Here is an 18807-nt window from a genome sequence, read left to right as displayed (position 1 = left end):
TCCCGGCTTGCGAGCCTGAGCCCGGAAGTGACACGGGGTGCCTGGAAACGGGCTGAGATCATACCCGTCGAACCTGATCTGGGTCATGCCAGCGAAGGGAGCCGTCACGCGATGCCCGACCGGGCCCCGGATCCTCAGGATCGATCGCCGACCGCCCCCTTCGCTGGAGGAGGAGCGGAATGGGTGCAGAGGCAACGGAAGCGGGGCGGCGCTTCGACCTGTCGGTCTATCTCGTCACCGACACGCGGCTGAGCGGGCCGCGCGGAGTCGCTGCCGTGGCCGCCGCGGCGGCGCAGGGCGGCGTCACCATCGTGCAGTTGCGCGACCCCGACGCCACCACCCGCGAGCTGATCGCCGCGGCCGAGGCGCTGCAGGCGGCGCTGGCGCCCCACGGCGTGCCCCTGGTGATCAACGACCGGGTCGACGTCGCCCTGGCGGTGGGGGCGGACGGCGTCCATCTCGGCGACCGCGACATGCCGGCGGCGGCGGCGCGGCGCCTGCTGGGCCCCGGCCGCATCGTCGGCGTCACCGTGCATGACGCGGCCGAGGCGCGGGCGGTCGACACCGAGATCGCCGACTACGCCGGCATCGGCCCGGTCTTCACCACCACGACCAAGGCGGAGGCGCGGCCGGCGATCGGGGTCGACGGCTTCCGGGCGCTGCGCCGGCTGGTGCCGCTGCCCGTGGTCGGCATCGGCGGCATCGACGCGGCCCGGACCGCCGATGTGATCGCGGCCGGGGCCGATGGCGTCGCCGTGGTCTCCGCCATCTGTGCCGCGCCCGACCCCGAGGCGGCCGCCCGGGCGATCGCCGCGGCCGTGGCGGAAGGACGGGCGCGATGATCCCCAATGTCCTCAGTATCGCCGGCACCGACCCCTCGGGCGGCGCCGGCATCCAGGCCGACCTGAAGACCTTCTCCGCCCTCGGGGCCTATGGCTGCGCGGTGATCACCGCGCTGGTCGCCCAGAACACCCGGGGGGTGCAGGCGGTGGAGCTGGTGCCGGCAGCCTTCGTCGCCCGGCAGATCGACTGCCTTCTCGCCGATGTCCGGATCGACGCGGTCAAGATCGGCATGCTGGCGACCGGCGAGATCGTGCGCACGGTGGCCGACGCGCTGCGCCGGCACGGGCTGAGCCGCGTCGTGGTCGACCCGGTGATGGTGGCGAAGAGTGGCGACCGGCTGCTCGACCCCGACGCCGTGGCGGCGCTGCGCGAGGAGCTGCTGCCACTGGCCATGGTGGTCACCCCGAACCTGCCGGAGGCCGCCGATCTGCTGGGCCGCGCGCCGGCCGAGCGACGGGACGAGATGCCGGAGATCGCCGCGGCGCTGCTGGCGCTCGGGCCCCGGGCCGTGCTGCTGAAGGGCGGCCATCTGGACGAGGCGGAGAGCCCGGACCTGCTGCTGAGCGCGGCCGGGTCCCTGACCCTGGCGGCGCCGCGCATCGCCACCCGCAACACCCACGGCACCGGCTGCACCCTGTCCGCCGCCATCGCGGCGCTACTGCCGCAGCGGCCCGACCTGAAGACGGCGGTGCGCGAGGCGAAGACCTATCTGACCGGGGCGCTGGAAGCGGCCGACCGCCTGTCCGTCGGCGGCGGCCACGGGCCGCTGCACCATTTCCACCGCTGGTGGGGATAGCCCACGCCTGCGTAGGCTGGGTTCGCGTTGGCGAACCCAGCGCTGCAACGCTCCGGCTGCGCGATGTTTGGGTTCGCCAACGCGAACCCAACCTACGAAACTCGCTCAGCCGACCTTGTTCTTGTTGTAGACGTCGAAGGCGACGGCGGCGAGCAGCACCAGGCCCTTGATCACCATCTGCAGGTCGATGCCGAGGCCGAGGATCGACATGCCGTTGTTCATCACGCCCATGATGAAGGCGCCGATCACCACGCCGGTGATCTTGCCGACGCCGCCCGAGGCCGAGGCCCCGCCGATGAAGCAGGCGGCGATGGCGTCGAGCTCGAACTGGTTGCCGGCCTGCGGCACCGCCGAGGTCAGGCGCGCCGTGGTGATCAGCCCGGCCAGCGCCGCCAGCACCCCCATGTTGATGAAGGTCAGGAACACCAGCCGCTCGGTGTTGATGCCGGACAGCTTGGCCGCCTTCTCGTTGCCGCCGACCGCGTAGATGCGGCGGCCGAGCGTGGTGCGGGTGGTGACGAAGGCGTAGAGCACCACCAGCACGCCCATCAGGATCAGGATGTTGGGCAGGCCGTTATAGGTGGCCAGCAGGTAGCCCAGCCCGGCCAGCGCCAGCACCGTCGCCACGTTCTTGATGACGAAGAACACCAGCGGTTCTTGCTCCACCCCGTGCTGGATCTCGTTGCGCCGGGTCTTGATGTTGAACCAGACCAGGATCAGCGGCACCGCCAGGCTGATCAGCAGCGTGGTGATCCAGACCTTGCCGTTGCCGGTGAACAGCTCCGGCACCGATCCGAACGGCTCGGCGATGAAGCCCGAGGACATCTTCTGGAACTCGACCGGCACCGGCCCGGCGCGCTCGCCGTTCAGCACCATGATGCAGAGGCCGCGGAAGGCCAGCATCCCCGCCAGGGTGACGATGAAGGACGGGATCTTGCGGTAGGCGATGAAATAGCCCTGGGCGGCCCCGATCACCGCGCCCAGCGCCAGGCAGGCGATGGCGGAGAGCCAGGGATCGACGCCCTCCCACACCATCAGGGCGCCGCCGACCGCGCCGACGAAGCCGGCGATCGAGCCGACCGACAGGTCGATATGGCCGCTGATGATGACCAGCAGCATGCCGAAGGCCAGCACGATGACATAGGCGTTCTGCTGGATCAGGTTGCTGAGGTTCAGCGGCGTGAACAGCCGGCCGTCGGTCGCGAACTGAAAGAACACCATGATCGCGACCAGCGACAGCAGCATCGCGTATTCGCGGATGTTGTTCTTCAGGAACTCGCCGATCCGGCTGTTCGCGCGACCCTGCAGGGCGGTGGTTTCGGTGGTCATTGCCGTGCTTCCCTAGGCCCGTTCTTTCGAGCGCATGATCGCCCGCATGATGCTTTCCTGAGAGGCTTCCCTGGCCGGCATCTCGGCGACGAGGCGGCCCTCGTTCATGACGTAGATCCGATCGCACATGCCCAGCAGCTCGGGCATCTCCGACGAGATCATGATGACGCCCTTACCGGCCGCCACCAGCTGGTTGATGATGGTGTAGATCTCATATTTGGCGCCGACATCGATGCCGCGGGTCGGCTCGTCGAGGATCAGCACCCCGGGCTCCGCGAACAGCCACTTGCTCAGCACCACCTTCTGCTGGTTGCCGCCGGACAGGTTGACCGTCTTCTGCTGCACCCCGGAAGAGCGGATGTTGAGCTTGCGCCGGTAGTCGAAGGCGACGCCCAGCTCGCGCATCTCGTCGATGATGCCGCGGCGGGCCACGCCCGGAAGATGGGCCAGCGGGATGTTGTGCTGGATCGAATCGATCAGCACCAGGCCCAGCTGCTTGCGGTCCTCGGTGACATAGGCGAGGCCGGCGGCGATCGCCTTGGGCACGGTGCCGAGGTCGGCCGGCTGCCCGCGCATGGTCGCGGTGCCGGTGATCTTCTGGCCGTAGGACTTGCCGAACACGCTCATGGCGAATTCGGTCCGCCCCGCCCCCATCAGCCCGGCGATGCCCACCACCTCGCCGGCGCGGACATGCAGGTCGATGCCCTTGATCATCTGCCGGTCGCCATGCAGCGGGTGGTAGACGCTCCAGCCCTTCACCGCCAGCAGGGTCTCGCCCGGCTTCGGCTCGCGCTCGGGGTAGCGGTCGGTCAGGTCGCGGCCGACCATGCCCTTGATGATGCGGTCCTCGTTGACCACGCCGCCGCGTGCATCCAGCGTCTCGATGGTCGACCCGTCGCGCAGGATGGTGATCGAATCCGCGACCTTGGTGATCTCGTTCAGCTTGTGCGAGATCAGGATCGAGGAGATGCCCTGGCGCTTGAACTCCAGCAGCAGCTCCAGCAGCGCGTCGCTGTCGCTCTCGTTCAGGCTGGCCGTAGGCTCGTCGAGGATCAGGAGCTTGACCTCCTTCGACAGGGCCTTGGCGATCTCGACCAGCTGCTGCTTGCCGACGCCGATATTGGTGACCAGCGTCGACGGGTTCTCCTTCAGCCCGACCTTGGTCAGGAGCGCCCGGGCCCGGACCAGCGTCTCGTTCCAGTCGATGACGCCGCGGGTCGCCACCTCGTTGCCGAGGAACAGGTTCTCAGCGATCGACAGGAGCGGCACCAGCGCCAGCTCCTGATGGATGATGATGATGCCGGCGTGCTCGCTGTCGGCGATCGAGCGGAACTGCCGCTCCTTGTCCTCGAAGCGGATCTCGCCCTCATAGGAGCCGTGCGGGTAGACGCCGGACAGCACCTTCATCAGCGTCGACTTGCCGGCACCGTTCTCGCCGACCACGGCGTGGATCTCGCCGCGCGTGACCGCGAGGTTGACGTTGCTGAGCGCCTTCACGCCCGGGAACGTCTTGGTGATCCCGCGCATCTCCAGGATCGTATCGACGGGGACTGCTGTATCCACCTCAGGGCTCCGCTCGCCTCGGGCGCCACCAGCCTGCCGTTCGGATCGCGGCAGGCGCACGGCAGGGCCCCGCGCCCGGAGGCACGGGGCCCTGGGGGCACGTCAGATTACTTCAGTTGGTCGGCGGTGTAGTAGCCGCTGTCGACGAGGGTCTTCTGGACGTTGTCCTTGGTCACCGGCACCGGCACCAGCAGGAAGGACGGCACCACCTTGACCCCGTTGTTGTAGGTCTTGGTGTCGTTGACCTTCGGCTCGGCGCCCGACATCACGGCATCGATCATGTCCACCGTGACCTTGGCGAGGTCGCGGGTGTCCTTGAACACGGTCGAGTACTGGTCGCCGACGAGGATCGACTTGACCGACGGGACCTCGGCGTCCTGGCCGGAGACGAAGGGCAGCGGCCGGTCGCCCGAGCCGTAGCCGACCGCCTTCAGCGAGGCGATGATGCCCATCGACAGGCCGTCATAGGGCGACAGCACCGCGTCGACCTTCTTGTCGCCGTAATAGGCCGACAGCAGGTTGTCCATGCGGGACTGGGCGGTGTTCGGATCCCAGCGCAGGATGCCGACCTTGTCCATGCCCATCTGGCCGCTCGGCACCGCCACCTTCTTGCTGTCGATGTAGGGCTGCAGCACCGACATCGCGCCGTTGTAGAAGAAGAAGGCGTTGTTGTCGTCCGGCGAGCCGCCGAACAGCTCGACGTTGAACGGGCCCTTGCCGTCCTTCAGGCCCAGCGCGTCGACCAGCGAACCGGCCTGCAGCACCCCGACCTGGAAGTTGTCGAAGGTGGTGTAGTAGTCGACATTCGGCGTGTCGCGGATCAGGCGGTCATAGGCGATGACCTTGATCCCGGCGTCATGCGCCTGCTGCAGCACCGAGGTCAGGGTGGTGCCGTCGATCGCCGCGATCACCAGCACCTTGGCGCCCTTGGTGACCATGTTCTCGATCTGCGACAGCTGGGTCGGGATGTCGTCGCCGGCATATTGCAGGTCGGCGCCGTAGCCCTTGGCTTCGAGCGACTTGACCATGTTGTCGCCGTCGGCGATCCAGCGCGCCGAGGTCTTGGTCGGCATCGAGACGCCGACGAGGCCCTTCTCGGCGGCCTGCGCGGACAGCGCGAAGGCGGACAGCCCCAGCGCCAGTGCCGTGACGGATGTGATCAGCTTCACCGTTTTCTCCCTCTGCTACACTCTTCTGCGCCCGGGCCGGCCGTTCCGGTGTGATCCCGGCGCGCTGTTGCCGCATGATGGCCCATGATGCCGCGGCAGTCCCGGCCATTCCAGCCGGCCTGTCCGCGGTCACGGGATCGATGTGAATCCGGCGCCGGCGATCCAGCGGGACGCCGGACAGCCTGCCGCCGGTGGATCAAGCCCGACGCCTCGTCGATGTGGTGAAATCCATGTGCTCCTCCCTGTGAACGCAACTGCGACGCCTTGTGGTTGCTTGGGGGGCCGGCCCTGCCGATCCAATCCTCATACAATTTGGCGTAATCTCTCGCCGAGCCGTCGCGCTGTCAAGCGCCGCCGCGGAACCGAGGCAATCGATTGGATCGGGAGTGGCCGACGGCTTGCTCTCCGGCCCGCTTTCGCGAGAATGACGACTCAGGAGGAAAGTGCCGTCTACTTCCGCGGCCGCAGGGTCGGGAACAGGATGACGTCGCGGATCGAGGCCGAGTTCGTCACCAGCATCACCAGCCGGTCGATGCCGACGCCCATGCCGCCGCTGGGCGGCAGGCCGTATTCCAGCGCGGTGACGTAGTCGCGATCCATCATCTGGGCCTCGTCGTCGCCGGCGTCGCGGGCCGCGACCTGGGCGGCGAAGCGCTCATACTGGTCCTGCGGGTCGCTGAGCTCGGAGAAGGCGTTGGCGATCTCCCAGCCATTGGCATAGGTCTCGAACCGCTCGGTCAGGCGCGGGTCGCTGCGATGCGCCTTGGCCAGCGGCGAGATCTCCTTCGGCATGTCGGTGACATGGGTCGGCTGGATCAGCGTGTGCTCGACCGTCTCGCCGAACACCAGCTCCACCACCTGGCCCCAATTCTCCTTGCCGGAGACCTTCAACTGCAGGCCGCGGGCGGCGTCCCGCGCGGCCTCGGCGCCCTCGATCTGCAGGAAGTCGACGCCGGTCGCCTCCTTGACCAGCTCGGTCATCGGGGCGCGGCGGTACTGGCCGCCGAACTCGATCCGGTGCTCGCCGAAGGTCACCGTGGTGCCGCCGGTCGCCGCCTTGGCCGCCGCCGCGAAGATGTCCTCGGCCAGCGCCATCATGTCGGTGTAGTCGGCATAGGCCTGGTACAGCTCGAGCATCGTGAACTCCGGATTGTGCCGGGTCGAGATGCCCTCGTTGCGGAAGTTGCGGTTGATCTCGAACACCCGCTCCGACACGCCGCCGACGATCAGCCGCTTCAGGTACAGCTCCGGCGCGATGCGCAGGTACAGGTCCATGTCGAGCGTGTTGTGATGCGTCACGAACGGCTTGGCCGAGGCGCCGCCCAGGATCGGGTGCAGCATCGGCGTCTCGACCTCGAGGAAGCCGCGGTCCTGCATCAGCCGGCGGATGTCGGCGACGATCCGGCTGCGGGCGCGGAAGGTCTCGCGGCTCTCCTCGCTCATGATCAGGTCGAGATAGCGCTGGCGGTAGCGCGCCTCGACGTCGGTCAGGCCGTGATACTTCTCCGGCAGCGGCAGCAGCGTCTTGGCCAGCAGGGTGACGTGCTGGACGTTGATGGTCAGCTCGCCGCGCTTGGTGCGGCGGATGAAGCCCTCAACGCCGATCAGGTCGCCGATGTCGAGCAGCCCGACCAGCTCCTGCGTCGCCGGGTCGGCATAGTCCTTGTGGCAAAACACCTGGATCTTGCCGCCGGCGTCGTGCAGGTCGATGAACATGCCGCTGTTGCGGTACGCCCGGATGCGGCCGGCGATGCGGACCACATCCTCCGGCTTCTCCGCCTCGGCCGGCAGCTCGGCATAGCGCGCCTGCAGCCCGGCGGCGTCGGCCGTCTTCTCGTAATGGTAGGGGTAAGGGTCGATCCCCTTCGCCCGCAGCGCCCGCAGTTTCTCCAGCCGCGGCGTCTTCAGCGGGTTGTCGGCATCGTCGTGCGGGGCGCGGACGCTCTCGACGCTGTCGGACATGATCGGGACTCCAGGGCAGGGAACGACAAGACGGACAAACCGGGATCGCGTCCTCTACCCGCCGCATCCCGGGGGTGCAAGCCGGTTCCGCGCATGGCCCCCTTCTTCTTCCCAAAGCAGCAATCGTTTTCGATATCCGAATGTTTCACGACTGTTTATGAGAAACAGAGTCATACTTGCGTATTGAAGCCGGCATCGTATCGACCGGCGGCTGTGAGCAGTGAGGGCGTTCGAGATGAGAGACAGCGTTCCCCGAATGGCCATGGCGGCCGCTTTCGCCGCGGCCGGCCTGACGGCCTGCGCCGACCTCACCAACATCACGCCCTGGGCCTATTCGACCGAGCCCGAAACCGCGCAGCGACCGATCGCGGCCCAACCGCTGCCCGAGCCGCAGCCGGTGGCCGTGCCGCCGGCCTACACCGCGCCGCAGGTGATCTCGACCGCGCCCGCCCGCGTCTCGCCGCCGCCGCCGACCGTGACCTATGCGCCGCCCCGCGCCGTTCCCGCCCCGGTGGTCATGGCGCCGCCGCCGCCCCCGGCGGTGGTGGCGCCGCGCGTGGTCGTCGCGGCTCCCCCGCGCGTGGTGCACCCGGCCCCCGTGATCTCGGTTCCCGCCGCGACCACCGTCTATGTCCCGGCCCGGCCGATGCTGACCGAGAAGAGCGGCCTGATCGACTTCGTGCTGACCGACGGCGCCGGCCGGCCCGACGGCGTGATCCTGAAGGACAAGACCGTGATCCGCTTCGCCCCGGCCTTCGCCCTGGCCATGGACCCCGACCGCAGCCGCCTGGCCCCCGGCCGGCCGATCGTGGTGCGCGGCACCGTCTCCGGCGGCCGCCGGAACCCGGTGCTGGAAGCGCTCGAGATGGGCACCGACATCTACTCGATGGTGACGCTGGGCTACTGACCGCGTCCATTCGGCTTTGGACCGCCGGTTCCATCTGGTGCAGGAAGTATCGTCCACTCCCTGCTCCGCTGTTCGCCCGTGACCTTGCCCCCTCTCCCGATCGACACGGCGCTGCCGCCGCTGCGCGCCGCTTTGGCCGAGCACGGCCGTGCCGTGCTGCAGGCGCCCCCCGGCGCCGGCAAGACCACGCGGGTGCCGCTGGCGCTGCTGGACCAGCCCTGGCTGGGCGGCAAGATCGTGATGCTGGAGCCGCGGCGGATCGCGGCCCGCGCCGCCGCCGGCCACATGGCGTCGCTGCTGCGCGAACGGGTCGGCGAGACCGTCGGCTACCGCATCCGCATGGACCGCAAGGTCGGCCCGAACACCCGGATCGAGGTGGTGACCGAGGGCATCCTGACCCGGATGCTGCAGGACGACCCGGCGCTGGAGGGCGTCGGCGCCGTGATCTTCGACGAGTTCCACGAGCGCAGCCTGAACGCCGATCTCGGCCTGGCCCTGGCGCTGGAGACGGCCGAGCTGCGCGACGATTTGCGCCTGCTGGTGATGTCGGCGACGCTGGATGGCGGGCCGGTGGCGCGGCTGCTGGGCGACGCGCCGATCGTCACCTCCGAGGGCCGGGCCTGGCCGGTGGAGACGCATCATCGCCCGCCCCGCGCCGGCGAGGCGATCGAGGATGCCGTCGCCCGGGCGGTGCGCGACGCGCTGGCGGAGGAGACGGGCAGCCTGCTGGTGTTCCTGCCCGGCGCGCGCGAGATCCGGCGGGTGCAGGCGAAGCTGGCGGGTCTCGGCGACGGGGTGGCGGTGGCGCCGCTCTACGGCGACCTGCCGGCGGCGGCGCAGGACCAGGCGATCCGCCCGGCGCCGGCCGGGACGCGCAAGGTGGTGCTGGCCACCAACATCGCCGAGACCAGCCTGACCATCGAGGGCGTGCGGGTGGTGATCGACGGCGGCCTGGCCCGCGCCCCACGCTTCGACCCGCGGACGGGCATGAGCCGGCTGGAGACGGTGACCATCGCCCGCGCCGCCGCCGACCAGCGCCGCGGCCGCGCCGGCCGCACCGAGCCCGGGGTGTGCTGGCGCCTGTGGGCCAAGGCCGGCGAAGGCGCCATGGCGCCGTTCGACCCGCCCGAGATCCTGGTCGCCGACCTGGCGCCGCTGGCGCTGGAGCTGGCGCTCTGGGGCGGCGGCGACCTGGCCTGGCTGGACCCGCCGCCGGCCGCCGCGCTGGCCCAGGCGCGCGACCTGCTGGCCGATCTCGGTGCCATCGATCCGGATGGCCGCCCCACCGCGCACGGCAAGGCGATGGCCCGGCTGCCGCTGCATCCGCGCCTGGCCCATATGGTGCTGCGCGCCAAGGCCGAAGGCGCCGGCGGCACGGCGGCGGAGCTGGCGGCGATCCTGGAAGGCCGCCGGCCGTCCTCCGAGACCGATCTGCGCGCCTCGATCGAGGTTTTGCACCGGGACCGCGGCGACCCGGCGGTCGCCCGGCTGCGCGAGGCCGCGCGCGACATCGCCCGGCGCTTCGGCCTCGGCCCCGGCGGCGGGGATGCCGGCGCCCTGCTGGCCCTGGCCTATCCCGACCGCGTGGCCAGGCGCCGGCCGGGCGACCGCGGCAGCTTCCTGCTGGCCAATGGCCGCGGCGCGGCGCTGCGGGACAGCGACCCGCTGGCCGGTGCGGACTACCTGGTTGTCGCCGAGACCGACGATGCCGGGCGCGAGGCCCGCATCCTCGCCGCGGCGCCGCTGGACGAGGCGACGCTGGAGGCGGTGCTGGGCGACCGCATCGCCTGGGTCGAGACCGTCGCCTGGGATACCTCCGAGCAGGCGGTGGCCGCGCGTCGCCAGCGCCGGCTGGGCGCGCTGGTGCTGGCCGATGCGGCGCTGCCGAACCCGGATTCCGCCGCCGTCACCGCCGCGCTGCTGGAGGGGGTGCGGCGGCTCGGCCTCGATGCCCTGCCCTGGCGCGACGGCGCGGTGGCGCTGCGCCGGCGGGTCGGCTTCGCCCGGGCGCTGGAGGGCGAGGCCTGGCCGGACTGGTCGGATGCGGCGCTGACCGAGACGCTGGCGGAGTGGCTGGGGCCGCATTTGTCCGGGATGCGGCGGCGCAGCGATCTCGACCGGCTGGATCTGGCGCAGATCCTGGCGCTGGGCTGGGAGCGGCAGCGCGCGCTCGATAGCCTGGCGCCGGCCACGATCCCGATTCCCAGTGGTCGCCGCGCTGCGCTGGACTATGCCGACCCGGCCCAGCCAGTGCTGGCGGTCAAGCTGCAGGAGATGTTCGGCCAGGCCGAGACGCCGCGCGTCGGCAACGGAAGGGTGCCGGTGGCGATCCACCTGCTGTCGCCGGCCGGCCGGCCGCTGCAGGTGACCCGCGACCTCGCCGGCTTCTGGGCCGGCAGCTATGCCGAGGTGCGCAAGGACATGCGCGGCCGCTATCCGCGCCACCCCTGGCCGGACGACCCGCTGGCCGCTCCAGCCACCGCGCGGGCCAAGCCGCGGGGGACCTGAGCGGCGGATTCGGCGCTATGATCGACTCGATGAGCACTGCCGCCGACCAGACGCTCGACGCCGCCGTCGCCGCGAGCCCCGCCGCCGATGTCGCGGACCGCGACCGGCTGACCATCGCCCGGATCCTGCGGGTCAACCACGCCGGCGAGTTCGGCGCGATCCGGATCTATGGCGCGCAGATCGCCGTCGCCCGATGGCTGTGGCCGGATCTGGTGCCTCGTCTCGAGCAGATGCGCGCCGATGAGATCCGGCATTGCCGCCTGTTCCGCGGCGCCATGCCGACCCGCGCCTCCCGCCCCTGCCGGGTGATGCAGCTGTGGAGCCTGGGCGGCTTCGTCATGGGCTTCGCCACCGCCCTGGCGGGGCGCCGGACGGTGTGGATCTGCACCGCCGCGGTCGAGGCCGCGGTGCACCGCCATCTCGGCGACCAGCTGCATTTCCTGGCCGGCAAGGATGACGGGGTCGGCGCCATCATCCGCGACATCAATGTCGAGGAGATCGCCCATCTGCGCACGGCCGAGGCCCAGCTGGGCCCCGGTCCTGCGCAGGGCCGGCTCTATGCGGCGATCGCCGCGATCACCGACCTGCTGATCTGGCTGTCGACCTGGGGTGATTCCAACCGCATGGCCAGGGCGGTGGCTATATCCGCCCCATCAGCACCAGGATCAGCAGGACGATGACGATCACGCTCAGCAGGCCGCTCGGCCCATAGCCCCAGCCGCTGCTGTAGGGCCAGGACGGGAAGGCGCCGATCAGCAGGAGGATCAGGATGATCAGCAGAATGGTTCCGATACCCATGACGGCACCTCGCCGTTGTTCGCGCTGAGTCCCTCAATAGCGATTGGGAAATTCCGTTCCTGCCGGCCGGGCCGCCTAGTCGCGCTTGGACCGCAGCGCCAGGGCGCCGATCACCGCCGCCAGCGCCAGCCCGGCGGCGAAGCCGATGCCCATGCCCCACAGCCCGATGCTGCCGCTGCCGAGCAGGTGGCCGGCCACGGCGCCGAGCAGCGCCAGGATGAAGGGCAGGAAGCAGCCGATCAGAACCATCGCATCATCCTCGTCGCGCCGCCCCTCGCATTCCTTAGAACCCAGTTGCGACCATTCGTCGAGCCTGCATCCCTTGCGCCGCCCGCCGGGCTCGGCCACAAGGACGGGACCTCCCGACACGGCGGCGACCATGGCCACGCCACAGGCCGAAGACGCGATCTCCTCCCCATCCCCGCGCGGCCTGCGCCGGCAGCTGCTGCGCCTGCATCTGTGGACCCGGCTGCGCAGCGCCGTGCGCGCCAACGAGATCGCCCTGCCGCTGCTGGCGGTGGCGATCGGCGTGATCGTCGGCCTGGCCGTCGTCGCCCTGCGCTGGGCGCTGCAAATCATGCACGAGCTGCTGTTCCGTTTGCCGAGCGGCCAGCGCCTCAGCGCCAGTATCGACACCAGTCCGCTGCTGACCGTGCTGGTGCCGGTGCTGGGCGGCCTGGCCTTCGGCGGGGTGATGTGGGCGATCAGCCGCTGGCGCCCCCGCCCGCCGGTCGACCCGATCGAGGCCAACGCCCTGTATGGCGGCCGGATGTCGCTGCGCGACGGCTTCGTCGTCGCCGGCGCCACGCTGATGTCGAGCGGGGTCGGCGCCTCGGTCGGCATGGAGGCCGGCTACACCCAGATCGGCGGCGGCTTCGCCTCGCGCGTCGGCCAGATCTTCCGGCTGCGCCGGGCCGATCTGCGCACCATGGTCGGCTGCGGCGCGGCGGCCGCCATCGCCGCCGCCTTCGACGCGCCGCTGGCCGGCACCTTCTATGCCTTCGAGCTGGTCATGGGCGCCTACACCGCGGCGACGCTGGCGCCGGTGGTGGCGGCGGCGCTGGCGGCCACGGCGGTCGAGCGGATGCTGCTGAACGAGGGCCCGTTCCTGACGGTGACCTGGACCACCGGCCTGCACGCCACCGACTATGCCCTCTTCGTCGTGATCGGCCTGGCCTGCGCCGGGCTGGGCATCCTGATGATGCAGGGCGTCACCTGGACCGAGCGGGCGATGCGCCGGCTGGCCCTGCCGCAGATCCTGCGCCCCGCCGCGGGCGGGCTGATCGTCGGGCTGATGGCGCTGCGCTTCCCGGAGGTGCTGAGCTCCGGCCACGGCGCGCTCTATGCCGACCTGACCCTGGCGCCGCCTTTGACCGCGCTGGCCCTGCTGCTGGTGGCCAAGACCGCGGCGGCGGCAATCTCGCTCGGCGCCGGCTTCCGCGGCGGCCTGTTCTTCACCTCGCTGCTGACCGGCGCGCTGTTCGGCGGCATCCTGGCCCAGCTGACGGCGCTGGCCCTGCCCGGCCACCCAGTCGAGCATCTGGCCTATTCCCTGGTCGGCATGGCCTCGATGGCCGCCGCGGTGATCGGCGGGCCGCTGACCATGACCTTCCTGGCGCTGGAGCTGAGCGGCGACTTCTCCGTCACCATCGGCGTGATGGTCGGGGTGGTGGTCGCGGCCGCGGTGGTGCGGCACCTGTTCGGCTATTCCTTCGCCACCTGGCGCTTCCACCTGCGCGGCGAGGCGATCCGCGGCGCCCAGGACATCGGTTGGATCCGCGACCTGACCGTCGCCCGGCTGATGCGCCGCGACGCGCGCAGCGTGCCGGAGACGACGACGGTGGCCGACTTCCGGAAGCAGTTCCCGGTCGGGTCGACCCAGCGCGTCTTCGTCACCGATGCCGCCGGCCGCGCCGCCGGGGTGGTGCAGGTGTCGGATGCCCACAATTCCGACCACGACGCCGAGGCGGAGACCGCCGAGATCGGCACGCTGCGCCACGCCGCCGCCTATATCCTGCTGCCCGGCCAGACCATCCGCACCGCGCTGGAGCTGTTCCAGGCGGCGGAGACCGAGACCCTGCCGGTGGTCAGCGACGCGCAGGAGCGGCGGATCATCGGCTATGTCAGCGAAGCCTACGCCCTGCGCCGCTACAGCGAGGAGCTGGAGCGCCGCCGGGCCGAGGATGTCGGTGAGCGCTGGTTCCGGTCCACGGAGTGAAGGATCAGGGCAGCTCCTTCACCGAGTGCGGGTCGGTCGAGTACGGGAAGGTCTCGGCCAGGAAGCGCGGCTGCGACCGCACCCGGTCGATCCAGGCCACCACGCTGGGATAGTCCGACAGCGGCAGATCCGCCTCCTCCGCCCGGTGGACATAGGCGAAGGCGGCGATGTCGGCGATGCTGTAGGCCGGCCCGGCCAGCCAGGCGCGCTGCGACAGCTCGCGGTCCAGGATCGCCAGCGTCTTCAGCGACCCCTCGCGCTTGGCCTCGACCAGCGCGGCCGGGCGGTGCTTGCCGGTCATGATCCAGTGCCGCAGCGTGGCGATGGTCGACTGGACGTAGTCGCCCTCGAAGGACAGCCATTGCAGCACCTTCGCCCGGGCGAAGCGGTCGTCCGGCAGATAGGCCGTGCCCTCGGCCAGGAAGACCAGGATGGCGTTGGACTCGGCGATCACCCGGCCGTCGTCCAGCTTGATCGCCGGCACCGCGCCGGTCGGGTTGATGGCCAGATACTCCGGCCTCTGGCCTTCGCCCTCGAAGATGCTGATGATCTCGGTGCGCCAGGGCCGCTGCAGTTGCGACAGCAGCAGCCGGACCTTGTAGGCGTTCTGCGACGGCAGGTAGTCGTAGAGGGTGATCATGGGCATCCTCGGGCGGGTGAGGCCTGGAGGATCGCACCGTACCGCGGCCCCGCCACTCCGCTTCTTGCGTTGAATTCGAGCGCAAGGGACGGATCGGCGGCTGTGGCGCAGAGAGACAGGGTGACGGCATCGCATGACGGGAGCCGGAGCATGATGGCCGATCTGTTCGACAGCCTTCCCGGACCGGGGCCGGACCAGGAGACCCTGGCCGAGGGCGCGGTGCTGCTGCGCGGCTTCGCCCGCGACACAGCGGAGGCGCTGGTCGCGGCGGTGCGGGCGGTCGAGGCCGACGCGCCGTTCCGCCACCTGGTCACGCCCGGCGGCTACCGCATGTCGGTGGCGATGACCAATTGTGGCAAGGTCGGCTGGGTCAGCGACCGCAGCGGCTATCGCTACGACACCGACGACCCGATCGCCGGCCGGCCCTGGCCGGCGATGCCGCCGGTCTTCGCCGCGCTGGCCGACGCGGCCTCGATCAAGGCCGGCTTCGGCCCCTTCGCCCCCGACGCCTGCCTGATCAACCGCTACGAGCCCGGGTCGCGCCTCTCGCTGCACCAGGACCGCGACGAGCGCGACACCGGCGCGCCGATCGTCTCGGTCTCGCTGGGCCTGCCCGCGACCTTCCTGTTCGGCGGGCTGCAGCGCAGCGATCCGACCCGCCGGGTGCGGGTGGAGCATGGCGACGTCGCGGTCTGGGGCGGCCCGGCGCGGCTGGCCTTCCACGGCATCGCCCCGCTGCCGGACGGCAGCCATGCGCTTCTGGGCCGGCACCGGATAAACCTGACCTTTCGGAAGGCCCTCTGATGCCGCTATGAAGTCCAGGTCGGTTGCAGGGAACGGGCGGCGCGATGCTTCACGGCAAGGTCATTCTGGTCACCGGATCGTCCTCCGGCATCGGCCTGGCGATCGCCCGGGCGGCGCGGGACGAAGGCGCCACCGTGATGCTGCACGGCATCGAGGCCGAGGCGCTGGCTCAGGCCGCGGTCGATCTGGGCGGCGTCGCCTCGGTGCTGGCCGACCTGACCGCGCCCGACGCCGCGGCGACCGTCCTCGACGCTGTCCGCCGGATCCATGGCCGGATCGACGGGCTGGTCAACAACGCCGCGTCCCTGGCCCGCACCACGCTGGAGCAGGCCGACGAAGCCGCCTTCGACGCCGTCTTCGCCATCAACGCCCGCGCGCCCCTGCTGCTGTGCCGCGAGGCGGTGCGCGCCTTCCGCGCCCAGGGCGGCGGCGGCGCCATCGTCAATATCGGCTCGGTCAACGCCCTGTGCGGCCAGGACAACCTGCTGGTCTATTCCATGTCCAAGGCGGCGCTGATGACGATGACGCGCAATCTGGGAGATTCGCTGTCGGCCGAGCGCATCCGGGTCAACCAGCTGAATGTCGGCTGGACCCTGACCGAGACCGAGCGCGCGATCCAGCGCCACGAGGGCCGGCCCGACGACTGGGCCGAGCATATCCCGCCGGCCCTCGCCCCGACCGGACGCATCCTGCGGCCCGAGGAGGTGGCGCAGCATGCGGTGTTCTGGCTGTCCGACCGGTCGGCGCCGGTCACCGGCCAAGTGTACGAGGTCGAGCAGTATCCGCTGGTCGGCCGCAACAAGATCAACACGCGATGAGGGGCTGGAGACGATGAAGGAGACTTGGCGCTGGTTCGGCCCGAACGACCCGGTGACGCTGGACCATGTCAAGCAGGCGGGGGCCAGCGGCATCGTCACCGCCCTGCATCACCGCCAGGACGGCAGCGTCTGGCCGGCCGAGGAGATCGCCGAGCGCAAGGCGGTGATCGAGGGCGCGGGCCTGGCCTGGTCGGTGGTCGAGAGCATCCCGATCCCCGATGTGATCAAGACCGGCGGCCGGGACGTTGCCGACGCCATCGCCAATTTCGCCCAGTCGCTGCGCAACGTCGCCGCCGCCGGGGTGACGACCATCTGCTACAACTTCATGCCGGTGGTCGACTGGACCCGCACCAACCTGATGTGGCGGCTGCCCACCACCGGCTATGCCCTGCGCTTCGACGCGGTCGACATGGCCGCCTATGACGCCTTCATCCTGAAGCGCCGCGGCGCCGAGGCCGACCACCGGCCCGAGGTGCTGGCCCGCGCCCGCGACCGCACCGCGGCGATGAGCGAGAGCGAGCAGGCCAAACTGGAGAAGACCATCATCGCCGGCCTGCCCGGCGTCGCCGGCGCGGTCAACGACCGGGCCGGGTTCGAGCGCCGCCTGGCCGCCTATGCCGGGATCACGGCCGACGATTTCCGCGCCAGCTACAAGGCCTTCCTGGCCGCCGTGGTGCCGGTGGCGGAGGAGGCGGGCGCCCGCCTGGCCGTGCATCCGGACGACCCGCCCTTCCCGCTGTTCGGCCTGCCGCGCATCGTCTCCACCCCCGCTGATGCCCGCGCGGTGCTGGCCATGGTCGACCGCCCGGCGAACGGGCTGACGCTCTGCGTCGGCTCCTACGGCTCGCGCGCCGACAACGACCTGGCGGCGATGGCCCGCGAATTCTCAGCCCGCATCCACTTCGCCCATCTGCGCAACGTCACGGTCGAGCCCGACGGCTCCTTCTTCGAGGACGAGCACCTGGAGGGCGGCGCCGACATGGTGGCAGTGATCGACGCGCTGCTGGCCGAGGAGCGGGCGCGCAAGGCGGCCGGACGGGCGGATTGGGAGATCCCGATGCGGCCGGACCATGGCCATCTGCTGGCCGACGACGTGCACAAGAAGACCAACCCCGGCTATTCGCTGATCGGCCGGCTGAAGGGTCTGGCCGAGCTGCGCGGGGTGGCCCGGGCCATCGGCCAGCTGCGCGGCGCGGCATGACCGACACGGTCGATGCGGTGGTGGTCGGCGCCGGGGTGGTCGGCCTGGCCGTCGCCCGGGCGCTGGCCCTGGCCGGGCAGGAGGTGATCATCCTGGAGGCGGCGGACGCCTTCGGCACCGAGACCTCGGCCCGCAACAGCGAGGTGATCCACGCCGGCATCTACTATCCGCAGGGCAGCCTGAAGGCCCGGCACTGCGTCGCCGGCCGGCGGGCGCTGTACCGCTTCTGCGACGAGCACGGCGTTACAGCGAAGCGCTGCGGCAAGCTGATCGTCGCCACCGACGAGGCCGAGGCCGCGACCCTGGCCCGGATCGAGGCGGGCGCACGGGCCAACGGCCTGACCGGCGAGGACGATTCGCTGCGGCCGCTGACCGCCGACGAGGCGCATGCGCTGGAGCCGGAGATCGCCTGCACCGCGGCGCTGCTGTCGCCCGCCACCGGCATCGTCGACAGCCATGGCTTCATGCTGGCGCTGCTCGGCGACGCCGAGGCCCACGGCGCGATGATCGCGTATCAGGCTCGGCTGGAGTCGGCGGCGGTCACCGCCGAAGGGCTGCATCTCGACATCGCGACCGAGGAGGGCGGCATGGAGCTGCTGGCCCGCCGGGTGGTGAACTCGGCCGGCCTGTCGGCCCCCGCCGTCGCCCGCCGCATCGCCGGGGTGCCGGAGGCGTCGGTGCCGCAGCCCTTCCTGGCCAAGGGCAACTATTTCGGCCTGTCCGGCCGGCCGCCCTTCCGCCACCTGATCTATCCGGTGCCGGTGCCCGGCGGCCTCGGCACCCATGCCACGATCGACCTGGGCGGGCGGGTGCGCTTCGGCCCCGACGTCGAATGGGTCGAGGAGCTCGACTACCGCGTCGACCCGGCGCGGGCGGACAGCTTCTACGCCGCCATCCGCCGCTACTGGCCGGCGCTGCCGGACGGGGCGCTGCAGCCGGACTATTCCGGCATCCGCCCGAAGATCACCCCGCCCGGCGCCGCCGCCGCGGATTTCGTGATCCAGGGGCCGGAGGGGCATGGCGTGCCCGGCCTGGTCAACCTGTTCGGCATCGAGAGCCCGGGCCTGACCTCGAGCCTGTCGATCGCGGAGGAGGTCGTCGAGCGGCTGGGGCTGGCGGCCTAACCTGGAAGTCTCACAAGTGAGGGGTGCATCGGGGCTTTGGATCTGAGAAAGTTGTTGTGCTGGAACAGCTTAACTCAGATTCGAGGATTGCCCCGATGCAGACAGAGTGTAGCGCGGAACTGTTCGA

Annotated in this window: 17 protein-coding genes and 1 riboswitch; of the genes, 10 read left to right on the top strand and 7 right to left on the bottom strand. The window is 70.8% G+C overall.

The annotated features are described in order from the left end of the window. The first annotated feature begins 23 nt into the window (after nt 1-23). A riboswitch (TPP riboswitch) is annotated at nt 24-118 on the top strand. Nucleotides 119-179: 61 nt separating this feature from the next. Together thiE and thiD are read left to right on the top strand one after the other, a co-directional pair. Further along, complete coding sequence (gene thiE, locus ACTOWL_RS23280; RefSeq protein ID WP_441323661.1) at nt 180-842, top strand: thiamine phosphate synthase; 663 nt, start codon at nt 180-182, stop codon at nt 840-842. Next, nucleotides 839-1639 carry a bifunctional hydroxymethylpyrimidine kinase/phosphomethylpyrimidine kinase gene (gene thiD, locus ACTOWL_RS23275; RefSeq protein WP_441323660.1) on the top strand — a complete coding sequence of 267 codons (801 nt, stop codon included), beginning with the start codon at nt 839-841 and terminating at the stop codon, nt 1637-1639. Before thiE ends, thiD begins: the two co-directional genes overlap by 4 nt. A gap of 105 nt (nt 1640-1744) precedes the next feature. On the opposite strand, the gene mmsB is transcribed toward thiD, so the two are convergent. The 4 genes from mmsB to lysS form a co-directional block, all read right to left on the bottom strand. After that, on the bottom strand, nt 1745-2968 hold the full coding sequence (gene mmsB, locus ACTOWL_RS23270; protein WP_441323659.1) for a multiple monosaccharide ABC transporter permease: 1224 nt from the start codon (nt 2966-2968) through the stop codon (nt 1745-1747). Nucleotides 2969-2980: 12 nt separating this feature from the next. Then, nucleotides 2981-4531, bottom strand: a complete 1551-nt coding sequence (gene mmsA, locus ACTOWL_RS23265; protein ID WP_441323658.1) for a multiple monosaccharide ABC transporter ATP-binding protein — start codon at nt 4529-4531, stop codon at nt 2981-2983. 107 nt (nt 4532-4638) lie between these two features. Further along, nucleotides 4639-5700, bottom strand: coding sequence for a multiple monosaccharide ABC transporter substrate-binding protein (chvE, locus tag ACTOWL_RS23260; RefSeq protein WP_441323657.1), 1062 nt, complete (start codon nt 5698-5700; stop codon nt 4639-4641). A 450-nt stretch (nt 5701-6150) separates the two neighbouring features. After that, nucleotides 6151-7662, bottom strand: coding sequence for a lysine--tRNA ligase (gene lysS, locus ACTOWL_RS23255; protein WP_441323656.1), 1512 nt, complete (start codon nt 7660-7662; stop codon nt 6151-6153). Between the two features lie 262 nt (nt 7663-7924). On the opposite strand from lysS, the gene ACTOWL_RS23250 reads away from it, so the two are divergent. From ACTOWL_RS23250 to ACTOWL_RS23240, 3 genes are all read left to right on the top strand, one after another. Continuing rightward, a complete protein-coding gene (locus tag ACTOWL_RS23250) occupies nt 7925-8569 on the top strand; it encodes a hypothetical protein (protein ID WP_441323655.1) in 645 nt (214 codons plus the stop codon). A 78-nt stretch (nt 8570-8647) separates the two neighbouring features. Beyond that, nucleotides 8648-11077 carry an ATP-dependent helicase HrpB gene (gene hrpB, locus ACTOWL_RS23245; protein ID WP_441323654.1) on the top strand — a complete coding sequence of 810 codons (2430 nt, stop codon included), beginning with the start codon at nt 8648-8650 and terminating at the stop codon, nt 11075-11077. Nucleotides 11078-11106: 29 nt separating this feature from the next. Then, complete coding sequence (locus tag ACTOWL_RS23240) at nt 11107-11757, top strand: demethoxyubiquinone hydroxylase family protein (RefSeq protein WP_441323653.1); 651 nt, start codon at nt 11107-11109, stop codon at nt 11755-11757. Here the strand turns inward: ACTOWL_RS23240 and ACTOWL_RS23235 are convergent. Next, a complete protein-coding gene (locus ACTOWL_RS23235; RefSeq protein ID WP_441323652.1) occupies nt 11717-11875 on the bottom strand; it encodes a DUF3309 family protein in 159 nt (52 codons plus the stop codon). The genes ACTOWL_RS23240 and ACTOWL_RS23235 overlap by 41 nt on opposite strands. A gap of 75 nt (nt 11876-11950) precedes the next feature. Then, complete coding sequence (locus tag ACTOWL_RS23230) at nt 11951-12124, bottom strand: hypothetical protein (RefSeq protein WP_441323651.1); 174 nt, start codon at nt 12122-12124, stop codon at nt 11951-11953. A gap of 130 nt (nt 12125-12254) precedes the next feature. On the opposite strand from ACTOWL_RS23230, the gene ACTOWL_RS23225 reads away from it, so the two are divergent. Next, entirely contained in the window at nt 12255-14093 is a 1839-nt protein-coding gene (locus ACTOWL_RS23225; protein ID WP_441323650.1) for a chloride channel protein, read from the top strand. Nucleotides 14094-14097: 4 nt separating this feature from the next. On the opposite strand, the gene ACTOWL_RS23220 is transcribed toward ACTOWL_RS23225, so the two are convergent. Next, nucleotides 14098-14733 carry a glutathione S-transferase family protein gene (locus tag ACTOWL_RS23220; protein ID WP_441323649.1) on the bottom strand — a complete coding sequence of 212 codons (636 nt, stop codon included), beginning with the start codon at nt 14731-14733 and terminating at the stop codon, nt 14098-14100. A gap of 150 nt (nt 14734-14883) precedes the next feature. On the opposite strand from ACTOWL_RS23220, the gene alkB reads away from it, so the two are divergent. From alkB to ACTOWL_RS23200, 4 genes are read left to right on the top strand one after another with little or no spacing between them, the layout of a single operon-like run. Continuing rightward, nucleotides 14884-15537, top strand: a complete 654-nt coding sequence (alkB, locus tag ACTOWL_RS23215; protein ID WP_441323648.1) for a DNA oxidative demethylase AlkB — start codon at nt 14884-14886, stop codon at nt 15535-15537. A gap of 44 nt (nt 15538-15581) precedes the next feature. Then, the gene (locus tag ACTOWL_RS23210) at nt 15582-16355 is read left to right on the top strand and encodes an SDR family oxidoreductase (RefSeq protein ID WP_441323647.1); all 774 of its coding nucleotides are present in this window, start codon (nt 15582-15584) and stop codon (nt 16353-16355) included. 13 nt (nt 16356-16368) lie between these two features. After that, a complete protein-coding gene (gene uxuA / locus ACTOWL_RS23205) occupies nt 16369-17556 on the top strand; it encodes a mannonate dehydratase (protein ID WP_441323646.1) in 1188 nt (395 codons plus the stop codon). After that, nucleotides 17553-18680, top strand: coding sequence for an NAD(P)/FAD-dependent oxidoreductase (locus ACTOWL_RS23200; protein WP_441323645.1), 1128 nt, complete (start codon nt 17553-17555; stop codon nt 18678-18680). Before uxuA ends, ACTOWL_RS23200 begins: the two co-directional genes overlap by 4 nt. Nucleotides 18681-18807 lie beyond the last annotated feature (127 nt).

The organism is Inquilinus sp. CA228, assembly GCF_052078665.1.
In the GTDB taxonomy this organism is placed as follows: domain Bacteria; phylum Pseudomonadota; class Alphaproteobacteria; order DSM-16000; family Inquilinaceae; genus Inquilinus.
Note: the sequence above shows the minus strand (reverse complement) of the source record. Positions and strands in the feature narration are given on the sequence as shown.